The organism is Streptomyces capitiformicae (genome assembly GCF_002214185.1).
Classification (GTDB): Bacteria; Actinomycetota; Actinomycetes; order Streptomycetales; family Streptomycetaceae; genus Streptomyces; species Streptomyces capitiformicae.
On record NZ_CP022161.1, the window covers coordinates 307,733 to 319,952 of the forward strand.

Annotated in this window: 14 protein-coding genes and 4 pseudogenes; 10 read left to right on the forward strand and 8 right to left on the reverse strand. The window is 69.2% G+C overall.

The features are described from left to right. Positions 1-7: 7 nt before the first annotated feature. Positions 8-742 carry a class I SAM-dependent methyltransferase gene (locus CES90_RS01285; RefSeq protein WP_208921395.1) on the reverse strand — a complete coding sequence of 245 codons (735 nt, stop codon included), beginning with the start codon at positions 740-742 and terminating at the stop codon, positions 8-10. Between the two features lie 518 nt (positions 743-1,260). Between CES90_RS01285 and CES90_RS01290 the strand changes: the two genes are divergently transcribed. Further along, positions 1,261-1,665: a cytochrome P450 family protein gene (locus CES90_RS01290; protein ID WP_189781930.1), complete on the forward strand. Its 405-nt coding sequence runs from the start codon at positions 1,261-1,263 to the stop codon at positions 1,663-1,665. A gap of 899 nt (positions 1,666-2,564) precedes the next feature. On the opposite strand, the pseudogene CES90_RS01295 reads toward CES90_RS01290, so the two are convergent. Continuing rightward, positions 2,565-2,804 (reverse strand): annotated as a pseudogene (locus tag CES90_RS01295) (flotillin family protein); the annotation flags it as partial. 77 nt (positions 2,805-2,881) lie between these two features. Then, positions 2,882-3,373: a hypothetical protein gene (locus CES90_RS01300; RefSeq protein ID WP_189781929.1), complete on the reverse strand. Its 492-nt coding sequence runs from the start codon at positions 3,371-3,373 to the stop codon at positions 2,882-2,884. Positions 3,374-3,618: 245 nt separating this feature from the next. Here CES90_RS01300 and CES90_RS01305 point away from each other — a divergent pair. Next, positions 3,619-3,978, forward strand: a pseudogene (locus CES90_RS01305) (PucR family transcriptional regulator); the annotation flags it as partial. Positions 3,979-4,043: 65 nt separating this feature from the next. Continuing rightward, positions 4,044-4,451 (forward strand): annotated as a pseudogene (locus tag CES90_RS52420) (hypothetical protein); the annotation flags it as partial. On the opposite strand, the gene CES90_RS01310 reads toward CES90_RS52420, so the two are convergent. Continuing rightward, entirely contained in the window at positions 4,408-5,595 is a 1,188-nt protein-coding gene (locus tag CES90_RS01310) for a GTP-binding protein (protein WP_189781928.1), read from the reverse strand. The pseudogene CES90_RS52420 and the gene CES90_RS01310 overlap by 44 nt on opposite strands. 11 nt (positions 5,596-5,606) lie before the next feature. Next, positions 5,607-5,984, reverse strand: coding sequence for a hypothetical protein (locus CES90_RS01315; protein WP_189781927.1), 378 nt, complete (start codon positions 5,982-5,984; stop codon positions 5,607-5,609). A 224-nt stretch (positions 5,985-6,208) separates the two neighbouring features. On the opposite strand from CES90_RS01315, the pseudogene CES90_RS52425 reads away from it, so the two are divergent. Further along, positions 6,209-6,475 (forward strand): annotated as a pseudogene (locus CES90_RS52425) (ATP-binding protein); the annotation flags it as partial. Positions 6,476-7,318: 843 nt separating this feature from the next. Here CES90_RS52425 and CES90_RS51190 read toward each other — a convergent pair. Both CES90_RS51190 and CES90_RS01325 read right to left on the reverse strand, forming a co-directional pair. Next, positions 7,319-7,453: a hypothetical protein gene (locus CES90_RS51190; protein ID WP_268257013.1), complete on the reverse strand. Its 135-nt coding sequence runs from the start codon at positions 7,451-7,453 to the stop codon at positions 7,319-7,321. A 117-nt stretch (positions 7,454-7,570) separates the two neighbouring features. Further along, complete coding sequence (locus CES90_RS01325; RefSeq protein ID WP_189781926.1) at positions 7,571-8,209, reverse strand: VOC family protein; 639 nt, start codon at positions 8,207-8,209, stop codon at positions 7,571-7,573. Positions 8,210-8,264: 55 nt separating this feature from the next. On the opposite strand from CES90_RS01325, the gene CES90_RS01330 reads away from it, so the two are divergent. After that, positions 8,265-8,441: a hypothetical protein gene (locus CES90_RS01330; RefSeq protein ID WP_189781925.1), complete on the forward strand. Its 177-nt coding sequence runs from the start codon at positions 8,265-8,267 to the stop codon at positions 8,439-8,441. Positions 8,442-8,498: 57 nt separating this feature from the next. Here CES90_RS01330 and CES90_RS01335 read toward each other — a convergent pair whose 3' ends face one another. Continuing rightward, on the reverse strand, positions 8,499-8,813 hold the full coding sequence (locus CES90_RS01335) for a hypothetical protein (RefSeq protein ID WP_189781924.1): 315 nt from the start codon (positions 8,811-8,813) through the stop codon (positions 8,499-8,501). A gap of 369 nt (positions 8,814-9,182) precedes the next feature. Between CES90_RS01335 and CES90_RS01340 the strand changes: the two genes are divergently transcribed. From CES90_RS01340 to CES90_RS01360, 5 genes are read left to right on the forward strand one after another with little or no spacing between them, the layout of a single operon-like run. Beyond that, the gene (locus CES90_RS01340; protein WP_189781923.1) at positions 9,183-9,854 is read left to right on the forward strand and encodes a hypothetical protein; all 672 of its coding nucleotides are present in this window, start codon (positions 9,183-9,185) and stop codon (positions 9,852-9,854) included. Further along, the gene (locus CES90_RS01345) at positions 9,851-10,159 is read left to right on the forward strand and encodes a LysM domain-containing protein (RefSeq protein ID WP_189781922.1); all 309 of its coding nucleotides are present in this window, start codon (positions 9,851-9,853) and stop codon (positions 10,157-10,159) included. The genes CES90_RS01340 and CES90_RS01345 overlap by 4 nt, the downstream gene beginning before the upstream one ends. A gap of 57 nt (positions 10,160-10,216) precedes the next feature. Then, positions 10,217-11,356 carry a hypothetical protein gene (locus CES90_RS01350; RefSeq protein ID WP_189781921.1) on the forward strand — a complete coding sequence of 380 codons (1,140 nt, stop codon included), beginning with the start codon at positions 10,217-10,219 and terminating at the stop codon, positions 11,354-11,356. Between the two features lie 58 nt (positions 11,357-11,414). Next, entirely contained in the window at positions 11,415-11,906 is a 492-nt protein-coding gene (locus CES90_RS01355) for a phage baseplate assembly protein V (RefSeq protein WP_189781920.1), read from the forward strand. Further along, entirely contained in the window at positions 11,906-12,220 is a 315-nt protein-coding gene (locus CES90_RS01360; RefSeq protein ID WP_189781919.1) for a hypothetical protein, read from the forward strand. Before CES90_RS01355 ends, CES90_RS01360 begins: the two co-directional genes overlap by 1 nt.

Genomic DNA, 12,220 nt, shown 5'->3' on the forward strand with positions numbered 1-12,220 from the left:
TCAGGCATTACTCACCCGTGCGCGTGAGGAGGTGCAGCCCGACATCGGGCTTCCCTACGAGCCGCATGTCCAGCCCGGCTTCGGCGGCCTCCTCGGCCAGCCTGTTCTCGCTCGCCACCCACCAGCGGTAGTCGACCGTGACCTCGGACAGCGGCATACCGTCCCGCAGGACGCGGTAGTCCATGCGCCAGGTGATCTCGTCCTCCCCCGAGGGCTCCGCGGTGGCCCACCCCTCGTAGTGGAGGGCGCCCACGGCCGCCGAAGCCATCCGGGTGCGCGGAACCTGCTCGGGCGCGAAGGGCGGAGTGACACTGACGATGAGTGCGCCGCCGGGTGCGAGTCGGCGTGAGGCGCTCGCCCACAGGGCCCGCCGCTCGGCCGGCGGCAGGTGTCCCAGCACGTTCATCGCGACCATCGCGCGCAGGCCGTCAGGGAGCGAGGCATGTGCGGCATCCTCCGCCAGCACCGTGACCCGCTCGCGCAGTTCAGGGTCATCGTGGACGCGCGCCAGCAGCACGGCACGCATGGCGGAAGAGGGCTCGACAGCCAACACAGGGTCGTCTCCCGGAAGCGCGGAGCAGATCACCTGGACTCCCCGGCCGGTACCAGCCCCGACATCGACTACCGGTCCGGGCCCCGCCTTCACCTGCTGGAGCGCTTCGGCCAGCGCCGGGCCAAGGGACTGCCACGTCCCGGCGATCATGAGGTCGAGGTACTCGGCCGAGCGTTCGTACGGATCCAACACTGCAACCCTCCGGAGGCTAGTTAAACACGATTGTCATTTTCATCTGAACTGGCCACCGACGCAAGGCTGTACACGCCGCCGCCCTTGGCCGAAACACAAGCCGGACATCCACCGCGAGGCCCACCACGCCACATACGCGCCTTTTGCGCATCGACATCGCGCGGTACATCGGCGCACTTATCGGCCATACACGCCGTTACAGATCTCGCAAGGGTGACTGAAAACCGACAGCCATAAAATGACGATCACTTCTATTAGTGGGTTGCCCTGTGCAACCCCGGCCTGCCCCGGGTCTCGCCGCTGCCGCCCGGACCCAGCCAGGTGTCGTTCCTGTGTATGGACGATCCCGACCACGGACGCCTCCGGCGCGCTGTCACCCCGGAGTTCACCCATCGCAGGATCCAGCAGTTGCGCCCCGCCATCCGAAGCACCGCCGAGCGGCTCTTCGACGAACTGGCCGAGCGCACTCCTCCCCCGACTTCATCGAAGCGGTGGCCCTCCCTCTGCCCGCGCTCATGATCGCCGGCATCCTCGGTGCTCCGGCGAAGGATCTCGACTTCTTCAGCAGCACATGCGCGCCCATCGCCTCCACCGTTGACAGTCGGGAAGAGATCGGCGCCGCCTACGCGGCGATGTCCGCCTACCTGGACCGTCTCATCACGGCGAAGGAGGAGGAACCTGGCGAGGACCTGCTCGGCCGTGTGATCCGACGTCATCTCACCGCCGGGACACTGGACCACAGTGAGCTCGTCGCCGTCGCCCAGCTGCTCATCGCCGCAGGTCCTCGATACGATGTCGAACATGATCGGCCTTGCCTGCACGACGCTTCTGCGCCGCGCAGCCCTGCGGATGCGGCAGAAATCGGCTTCCGGGACGACAGCTTCGTCCATGGCCTCCTGACACTGCTGGTTGCCCGGTAGCCCCGTTCAGTGTCGTGGGAACGAGCAGGAAGCAACAGCTGATGACACCGTGGCCGTCCCAGCTGGTGCCCGCGGGGTCCACCACGGCCACCGACTCGGCACCCTCCGACGGTTCCGCTCCAGAGGGTGGGCACACAGCTCACTCTGCTCGATGGCGTAATAGAGGGCGTGCACCAGGGCTTTTGGGGTCCGCACCGCAAACGTAGGCCGTTGAGGCCGACGAACACGGTCGAGCCCTCGTCGCAGACGACGCCGGTGGCAAGGGCAGCCTCCAGACCAGGTCCCAGACAACAGGCCCTCGATGAACACCCCGCGAGGACGATGTTCTGCACGACCAACCTTCCGGGCGACGGCGAAAGAGGGCGATCACGGTGGGAACAGTGAAGAACAGGGTGGCTCAGCCTCATCTGCATCTGAACGACAACTGCCTTGAGTTACCAATGTGGTTGGGCGGCCTCGTTCGATGCGTCCGGCCCGGGAAGACCCAAGCGTTGGTCAACCGGGCTCGGGAACGGTTCGTCCGGCTCCCCACTGCCGGGGCCGGTAGGCGCCGACCAGTCGGCAGACGAGGCGCACAGCACCACGGCGTTTCCCTGCTCCGGCGCCTCTACACAGGCGAGTGCGTCCCCGTGTCAAGCTCGCCGCCTCAAGGCAGGAAACGCAATGGACTCAAGACAGTGCCAGCTGTGCCAGGAAGAACAGCTTCCAGTCTGGTTCGCGCGACGCTTCTTCTGCCCCAACAGGTCGTCCAGGGCAATCCGACCTTCCAGTACGCAGTACAGATCGCCGCCGTCTGGCGTGATGAACGACGTGCGCTTGCCGTACTCGCGAAGCGCTCCAGCGCTGAAGCCGTTAACCTCGCGCTTTCGCGAGTGGGTCTGTCCGGGTCTTGATCAAATGATCAGGCCCTCCTTGCCGGCCCGGGTGATCTCGATGGTCTTCACCGAGATGTCCATCACCTCGGCCTTGTGCAGCACCGGCAGCACGACCTGCCCGGTGAAGGTCACGTCGGCCTTCCGCATCCTGGAGACGATCAGCGCCTTGCCCTGCTCCACCTTGCGGAACAGGCGGGCGACGACGAGTACAGCGAACAGACAGACGGCGACGAGCACGCCGACGCCCACGATCCTGGTGACCATGGCATACGTCCTTGAGGCGTAAGGGAGTTGTAGCGTGAGGAAGAGAGGCCGGAGGTGAGATCCGGCGGCGCTTCGGGTCAGGCGGCGCAGTTCCGCGCATGGGGCACGGCGTCGCGCGACACGCTCCCGTAGGGATCCCGGCCGCGGGCCTGCTGCAGCGCGGCAGGGGCGCCCATGCGAGCCTCGCTCGGCACGGACGGCCCCGGTTCATCCGGGAAGAGGCGGTGCAGCGGCCGTACGATCAGGCAGGTTGCTGGCCACGCCACAAACAACGCCCCCACGGGTACGACCAAGTGCAGCATCCCGGCGACCGGTGCCGGGGGCGCGAACACTACGAGCAGAGCCGCCGCTCCAACGCTCAAGGACCAGGCGAGCACCGTCAGCAGCGAGAAGGCGACCGTTACGGGCACCCCGCCCATGCGCCACGCCCGAAGGTCCACGTCCGTGTCGAAGCTGTCGACGCCGGCGACGCCCACGGCGGCCAGGAGCCAGAAACAGACGACCACGACGAGGGCAGCGGTCAGCAGGATCGTGGGCATGCCCGTGGCCGCTGACAGAAGTATCCGCATCTCCCGGTCCCCCTCCGCCCACGGCGCGCATCAGTCGTCTCCGACGGCGCACGGTCGTTCCGGGCCTCGATGCCGGGCACCTGCCGGTGTCCGGCACCGAAACCATCCGCCGTGCTCCCCACAAGCCATGCTGCACGACCCGATCCCTGCCGCGCATTGCCGGTCCCCGGCAGTGTTCATGAGGGTCTGCATGCCGATGACCGCTAAGAGACCGTCACCGGCGCGTCAAGAAGCCAGGGGACGACGTGACAGACCGGGAGATTCCCGAGCAGTATCTGGCCGGTTACGCCGAGATCCTGGCCAGGTATCGGCCACCGGACGATGCCTCACCCGGGACGAGATCGCCTCCCGCCGCACCCTGGGCGAGCAGGCCACCGAGGCCGGCCACGGGGCTGCGCGCCCTCATCAACGCGCATCTGACCGCTGCCCGCACGACTTGGCCGGGGACGCCCGGCTCCGCCGACGACTCACTTGCCGCCGTGCAGCAGGTCATCGACGCCTTCGCCGAAGGAAACGAACGCGCCCAGCTTGTCGCCGTACGCCAGGAAGAGGCCGGCCGCCGGGAGTTCATCGACGATTTCCTCTACGGCCGCAGCGACCCCGGCCCTTCCTCGACACCCTCACCGCGTACTTCGACTCCGGCTGCGTCTCCGCCGAGGCCGCCCTACGCCTCACCCTCAGCGTGCGCGCCCTGGCCTACCGTCTGGAACGCATCCACAAACTCACCGGCGCCAACCCCGCCGACTCCGCCCACCGCCGCCGGCCCCGGCATCGTCGGCACCCAGGACCAGCACGACGCGCTCAGCAAGGTGGAGGCCCGGATGCAGTGGACGTGCGCCGATCCGGCGGGGCTCGCCGAGTGGCAGCCCGGGGCACAGGTACTGGCCTCCCATACGCTCAGCAGCCTTCCCATCCCGATGTACAACGACCTTCCGGCGGCGACCCAGGAGATGCTGAGCGGCCTCGCCGCCCAGCATCTGCCTCAGGTCGAGGAGTACCGGCTCAGCCTGGTCCACCTGCCCTGACGCACACGGTCACCGGGTACCGGCACTGCCGAGGAGCGGGTCCGGGACCGTAGTCCAGCCCTCCTGGCCCAGGGACAGCTCGGCGTCGGTGAGCAGGGCCGCGTCCAGTGCGGAGCGGATCGCCGGGCCGTCGAGGCTGGTTCCGGTCAGGGTGATCTCGTTGCGGCGTTCGCCGTAGTAGTCGTCCCAGAACCAGGAGGCGAGGGCGCGCCGCTGCGGGGAAGCTGCCTGCCAGGCGCGCGCGTCCGCCGGCTCCAGCCAGCGGTCTGCCTCCCTCAACTCCAGGTGGGCCCCGGCCGAACGCCAGGTCACGACGGAGCCGGGACGGCTGCACAGCCACAGGTGGCCTCGGCCGCGGACAACACCGCGCATCGCGGTGGGGAGCGCGTCCGCCAGCCGCCCGGGGTGCAGGGGGCGGCGGGCCCGCCAGAGCACCGTCTCCACTCCTCGGCCGGCGCCGTATCGCGTAGAGGGAACCGTCACCGGCTCCAGTCGCGCCTGCCACTCGGCCTCGGCGCCAGGAGGCGCGGCCCGGACGAGCGAGGCCGGCAGCTCGGGTCCGGCTCCGTCAATGTCCAAAGGTGTTACGAGGCGGGCACGTGGGTTGAGCTGGGAGGCCAACGCGGCTGCGGCAGACGCCTGTTCGCTGTCGCCGCCCGCAGGAGCCGGCACGAGCAGTACGTCCGCCGCCTCCACCTGGCGAACGGCGGCCTCGGCCGGGCTCAGGGCCTCACCGCGCTCGCACCCGCTCCACAGCCGTACCGCCTGATGAACGCAACCTACGTCCACCATGAATGACGACGGCTCGACTCCGACCACCACGGGTGCCGGCTCGTAGTAGTCCCCCAGCGAGCCGCTCGCCACGCGGGCACGCCACAACTCCACCAGGAACGGCAGGACATCGACGTCCCCGGGCAGGGCGAGAACCACGTGCACCGGGCCCGAACAGCGCCGTAGAGACATCAAGTCCTGACGGAGAATCACCACAGGATCTCCCGTCGCCCCCCAGGTTGCCTCCCGCACGGACGCGTCGACGCTCGACAGGAAACGCTGGACGATCGGGTACCCCGTCTCCTGGCCCTGGATCGACACGGCCAGCAGCACGGCGCGCGGAGACAGCCGCAGCAACTGCTCGACTCCGACGCCGCGGATGTCGGGGGTGTTGCCGGCGACCACGCTCAACAGGCCCTTCTGCACGCCGTCGCTCCTCAGTTGAGGTGGGCGACTTGCTGCGGGGCGGGCGCCGCGCGGAGCCGGTTGGGCAGCGTACCGTCGTCGGGCATCCCGGCCCTCAGCCAGGCACCGACCGCTTCGGCGTCGGCCCCGGTGACGAGCGGGCCGAGCCGTACGACGGCCCCGACCGGCTTGCGATCCGCCGTACATGGCTGCACGGCCGCGTGCAGTCCGCGGTCCGACCGGCAGTGCAGAACTTTCTCCAGGCAACCGGTGGAGACCATGACCCCGTGGGGGCAGCCCCGGACGGCGCGACGCAGCCCGTCCATCAGCCCGTTGGTCTCGGCGTGACACGACGCGCAGACGACAAGGGTGAACGGACGGCTCCTACGGCCGCGTGCCGCGTCACTCATATCCGCGCCCTTCCCCAATTTATTGAAAATGGTTTCCATTTTTATAGCACAGTCAGGCGCCCGCATCGAGGCCCTCCAGGCCGACCGGCCCACCCCCACCGGATTCGGCGAACCAACTCTCGGTAATGGAAGGAGAGTTGGCGGGCCCGTCATTTGACACTCGCACCACCCCCTTGCCAACCTGCGCTCTTGGCATCCATGTCCAGTAGCGGTGGCGGTTAGCCATGCGCATCGCCTTCGCCGACAAGGGCTGCAGCGGCTGGACCACCCTGTCCGTCCTCTTCTCCCGTCACCTGGCACGCTCCGGCGCGCCGTTCCTCGCCATCGACGGCGACATCAACCAGCACCTGGCCGACGCGCTCGATCTCGACGAGGACGAGTTCTTCACCGCACTGCCGCTCAGCGCCCGGACCGGCGAGATCAAGGACTATCTGCGGGGCACCAATCCGCGGATCCTGTCGCGCGATGCCATGATCGAGACGACTCCGCCTATCGCCCTCTGCGAGCAGTCCTTATTTGTACGCGCCCAGGAGCAGGGCCGGGACGCCGGGGAGTTGGAGCTGCACAACGCGCGCGCTGGCCCGGCTGCGTGGGGCCGTGGACGCCCGGCCCAAGGACTGGAGAGCGTTCCAGCGGCACGCCGTCAGTTCCATCTGCGCAACGCCACGGCCTGGGCGGCGTTCTTCTCGTACGTCGCTTTCCCGGCGTATCTGAAGACGCTCGGCGCCCTCGACGAGGAGGCCGCGCACCCGTCTCGGCGTTGAGGGCGACGTCGGCGTGGCCGCCGTCGAGCACTCTCGCCCCAAGCAGTATGTCGTTCGGGTCGACGTCGTCGCCGACCACCACGGCCTGGTGGAGGTCAGGCCACCTGCGGCTGAAGATAGAGCGCGCAGGTCGTCCAGGGTCACCATGCCGGTGAGGCGGCGGTGGCGTCGCGTACCACGGCGAGCGAGGCGCGCTGACTGGCTGAGAGCGGCGCCGCGCCGTAAAGCGGTACCGCAGCACCGCTCGAGTCGCAGCCGGTCGCCAACGCCAGGGACGCGGGTCGGGTCGGCGGCGGCCTGGCAGGAGTGGCCGGGTTTGCCCAGGGCACCGCCGTCGCACGTCAGTCACGGCTGTGTGTTACTCAAGGCGTGACTGCATGGGCGCGGTGCCATGACGGTGACGCACATCTTCATGAACCTTCCAGAAGCACCCTGCCCTCAGGATCACTGCTGCTGGAAGTGATCGAAGCCAGTAAGCAGCGTTCTGCGCCGAGTCGAGCAATGTTATCCACAGAAGCGGCAAGGCCCTGTGGGCAACCGGGTACGGCAGACCTTGGGGTCGGGCGGGGCTCAGGTGCCGGGCAGGCCGGTGAGGGCGGGCGGCAAGGCCAGGCTTGTGAAGAGGGCGTGTTCGGCGAAGTTCAGCGCAAGGTTGGCGATGACGCCGACGACAGCGGCGGTGATGCAGCTCAGGGCGGCCGACACCTGTCGGTTGCTGCGCAGGCGCTCGATGCAAGGGGCGCTCGCGATGCCATGACGGGGGTCGGCGGCATATGCCCCGCTCCTCGCCCGTTCCGCTCGTCCACCGCGGCGAACTCCGACCTACTCGGCAAGGCCCAACATGAGGGGCTCCCCGTCCTCGAAGCCGACCTCCACCCGTAGGGGACCCGCGGTGCCGGGCACGGTGTGCAGGCCGTTGGGCTTTACTCCACACCAGCCTTCGATGACGTCGGCCGGGCCGGCCACCTCGATGCCGGTGATGCCCACCGGTTGTCGGCGGTGCGCGGCACTGAGGACAGCATGGCCTTGCGACCAGTGGATGAGGCACGGCAGGAAGCGCCGGTCGAAGTTCTGGCCGAAGCCGGCAAGCGTGTAGGGCGGATAGCCCGGGCCCTCCGCGGGCACCTCGACCACGGACATCTCGTTCGCGGCGGCAAGGTCGCGCAGCCGCTGCTCGTCCTCGACCGCCACCAGCCATGCCATCGGGACGAGAGGCACTGAGGGATGCGCGGCAAGGGCTTCCTTATCGAACTCCAGCAGCGGCGGGGCGCCGGGCGCGGGAGCCTCACCGTTCGGATAGTGGATCTCCAGCAACTGGCCATGCCGCAGTGGTACGACGAGGTTGGACAGTCCGAGACCCGGAATGGTCCGGCCGCGGGCGATACCCAGACCGGCCCGGCTGAGCACCTGCTCGGCGTCGGCCCTGGTCCGGGCGGCCAGCACGACGTGATCAATCTCCATCCGCTCTCGCCTTCCACCGCATCCCGATTGCACCGCGACCGACACCACGTTATTCGTGGTGGAATTCGTTTTCAACAGCGTGTTCGGATCCGCTACTTCTGGGAACTCCGGCCGCGTGGCCGAATCCGGAACACACGACGAACTGCTCGACCACAGCGGACGCTACGCCGCCTTCTGGACCGAACGCAGCCGCGCCCAGGACTGGCGCCTGGCGAATCAGGCCGCCGTCTGACCTCGTGGTGCAGCACCCGCGCCTCGCACGAGGGCCGGTACGGGAAACGGAAGATCGTCAACGCGCTGCTCCACCGGAGCCGCACCGGCGGGCAACGGTGGTGCCGGCCGCCTCGAACAGGCCCTCGTCGGCGCAGAGCTGGTCCAGGACGAGGATCAGAACGAGGAAGACCACGACCGGCAGCAGGCTATGCGTCTGCTGCCATGCCTCGTGCGAAGTCACGGGCCTGCCCACCGCCATGGCGAGGGTCACCGCGGGGACGGCGCCCGCCGCTTCCGGCCAGCCTCGCGGCCGGACTACGGCGAAGGCCAGCACGGCCAGCACGGCCAGCACGGCCAGCAGCCGGACGGCCGAGACGGTCTCGGCAACCACGGTGGAACAGCCCTGGAACCTGGGTGGGTTCGCCAACAACGTCGTCCAGCGGGTTCCCGTGCCCTGCCCCGATCCTCCCGACGCCCTCGATCCTCCTGGCGCCCTATGCCGGCCTCGCCGGCCGGCCCGACCACGTATCACGACCACCACAGTCGCCTGGCAGATCAATTACCTGCATGCCAGGGCTGGGCATGGGCGGGCTGGAGCGCATCCATGACCGGGTACGTCAGCTGGAACAACTCGGGACCCAGCCAAGCCCGGTGTCCTGTCCCTGACTCGCCCGCCGTCGGCCGGTGACGCGGCAGTGACGCCGGAGTGACGCGAGGTCGGCCACGATCACGCAATGCGGACAGACAACGGCATGCGCCGATGACCGGGCGTACGGACGCGGTCCGGACTCCCCGCGGCGCGCTGGTCGGGGTCGACCCGGCCAACCCGCTGGCCGGCCTGGTGGTGTTCCAGTACAACCCCGACGAAATGACCCGGCGACTGGTCGCCCGGACACCGGAGGGCGACGACGGGACCGGCGGTGCCCGCAGTGAGGCGCTGCGCCTCACCGGGGCCCCGATCGAGACGATCAGCCTGGCGGTCGAGCTGGACGCCACCGACCAGTTGGCGGACGGTGATCCGGAGGCCGCGCTCCTCGGCATCCATCCCCAGCTGGCAGCGCTCGAAATGCTGCTCTACCCCAAGAGTTCGGTGCTCCTGGAGAACCTGGCACTGACGGCGGTCGGCACCATCGAACTGATACCGATGGAGGCATCGCTCACCCTCCTGGTCTGGGGAGTCGGCCGGGTCCTCCCGGTGCGGCTGACCTCCTTCTCGATCACCGAGCAGGCGTACGACACCCAGCTCAACCCGATCCGGGCCCGGGCGGACCTGGAACTGCGGGTGCTCTCCTACAGCGATCTGTCGGTCACCAGTCCAGGACACCATCTCTTCCTGGCCCACCAGATCGCCAAGGAGGCCATGGCCACGCTCTCCGCCCGGTCGGCGGCGGGCCGGGGCGTGACCGGCGGCATCGGAGGGGTGTTCCGTTGACCGATCCGACCAGCCGGTACGCCTCGCTGGACGTGGTCACCGCCACCGTCCCGGACGGCACCGGCGGCAGCCGCGAGGTCCGCTGCCTGAGCCGCAGGCTGCTCCCCATGCCGGGCAGTGCGCACACGCTCGCCGAGCACACGGTCGCCCTCGGGGACCGACCGGACACGATCGCCGCCGCCGCTCTGGGCGACCCCACCCAGTTCTGGCGGATCTGCGACGCGCATCCGGTGATCCATCCGGACGAGCTCACCGCCGCCGACCGGATCGGAACCCGGATCCCCATCCCGTTCCCCCTGGCGTGACCGCGCCCCTGCCGCCGTACCGGCCTGTGGAAGGAAACCTGTGGAAGGAGAGAGAGCATGGCCCTGCTGAGCACCTACCTCACCGTGCTCCTCGGCCCCACGGTGCCCGTACCCGCGCCGCCGCGGCTGGTGGAGAACCTCCAGCAGGTGCAGGTCACCATGTCCGACAGTGCCAGATCCGGATTCCAGCTGGTCATCGCCGCCGGACGCGGCGGTCCGGCGGGTGCGCTCGATCACCCGCTGCTCACCGAGCGGTATCTGCAGCCCTTCGACCGCGTGGTGCTCGTCCTGACGCTGCACGGCACGCCCACGGTGCTGATGGACGGGGTCATCACTCATCGGGAGCTCACCCCGGGCTCGACCTCGGGTTCCGCCACCTTCACCGTCACCGGGGAGGACCTCGGCGTGCTGATGGACCTGGAGGAGCGGACCGCGGAGTATCCGGCGCAGGACGAGGCCGCCATCGCCGCCCGGCTGATCCTGAGGTACGCACGCTACGGGTTGGTGCCCAGAGTGGTCCCGCCGCCGGTGATCGACTTGTCGCTCCCGATCGAGCACATCCCGGTCCAGCGGGGCACGGACCTCGCCCAACTCACCGCGATGGCCAGGCGCTTCGGCTATGTCTTCCACATCACCCCGGGCCCGCTACCGCTCACCAGTACCGCCTACTGGGGTCCACCGACCCGGGTGGGCAGACCGGCACCGGCGCTCTCGGTCGACTTCGGGCCGGCTACCAATGTCGAGCAGCTTGCCTTCAGGTCCGACGCCCTGGCCGCCACCCAGGTCCGCGGCCGGGTCCAGGACCGGCTCACCGACACGGTGATCCAGGTCCGCAGTGTCGGCAGCACCCGGCCGCCACTGGCGGCGGAACCCGACTGGCTGGTCAACCGGCATCTGCGCACCACCCTGCTGGAGGGGAGCGGTATGACCGCCCCGCAGGCGTTCAGCCAGGCTCAGGGCAGGGCCGAGGCGTCCAACGACGGCTCGCTCACGGTCACCGGCCGACTCGACACCGAGCGCTACGGTGCACTGCTCCCGGCCAGGGGCCTGGTGGGCGTACGAGGGGCGGGCTGGTCGCATGACGGCCTGTACCACGTCAAGCAGGTCACCCACTCGATCGCCCGGGGGCGGCACACCCAGGAGTTCACGCTGACCCGGGAAGGCGTCGGCTCCACCACTCCGGTGGTGCGGCCATGAAGCGCCAGGAGCGGGTGAACGGGTCCGGACCGACCGGACAGGGCAACGGAGGAGCATCATGAACCAGTACTTCGGCAAGTACCGGGGCAAGGTCAGCAACAACGCCGACCCGATGGTGCGGGGCCGCCTCCAGGTCAGCTGCCCCGATGTGCTCGGCGACGCGACAGCCCTGTGGGCGATGCCCAGCGTGCCGTACGCCGGGCCAGGCGTCGGTCTGCTCGCCGTCCCCCCGATCGGCGCCGATGTCTGGGTCGAGTTCGAGGGCGGCGACCCGGCTCTGCCGATCTGGGGCGGCTGCTTCTGGGGAAGCGGCCAGGCACCCGGCGCCGGCCCCACCACCAAGGTGTTCAAGACCGACGGACTGAGCCTCACGGTCAACGACCTGCCGGGATCGGGTGGTGTGACCCTGGTGGTCGGACCACCCGCGGTCTCCACGCCGCTGACCATCTCCCTGACGGCCGCCGGAATCGAACTGTCCAACGGAGCCGCGAGCGTCAAGCTGACCGCAGCCTCCGTATCGGTCAACGACGGTGCCCTGGAGGTCATCTGATGCCAGGTCAGCTACTGCATCTCGGCGCGACGGTCATGTGTGCGCACTCCGGGCCCGCGCAGCCCACCAAGACCGAGCCCCGGGTGCTGGTCAACGGAATGCCGACGGTGACAGCGGTGGCACCGTACACGGTCGCGGGCTGCACACTCCTGCAACCCCCCGGTCCCTGCCTCACCGCCCAGTGGGTGTCCACCGCCACCCGGGTGCGGATCGGCGGGGTCCCCGCCGTGCTGTCCGACGGGAGGGCCCAGTGCACACCCACCGCCACCCCGCTGACCGTGTCGGCTACCCAGACCAGGGTGAAGGGGACCTGA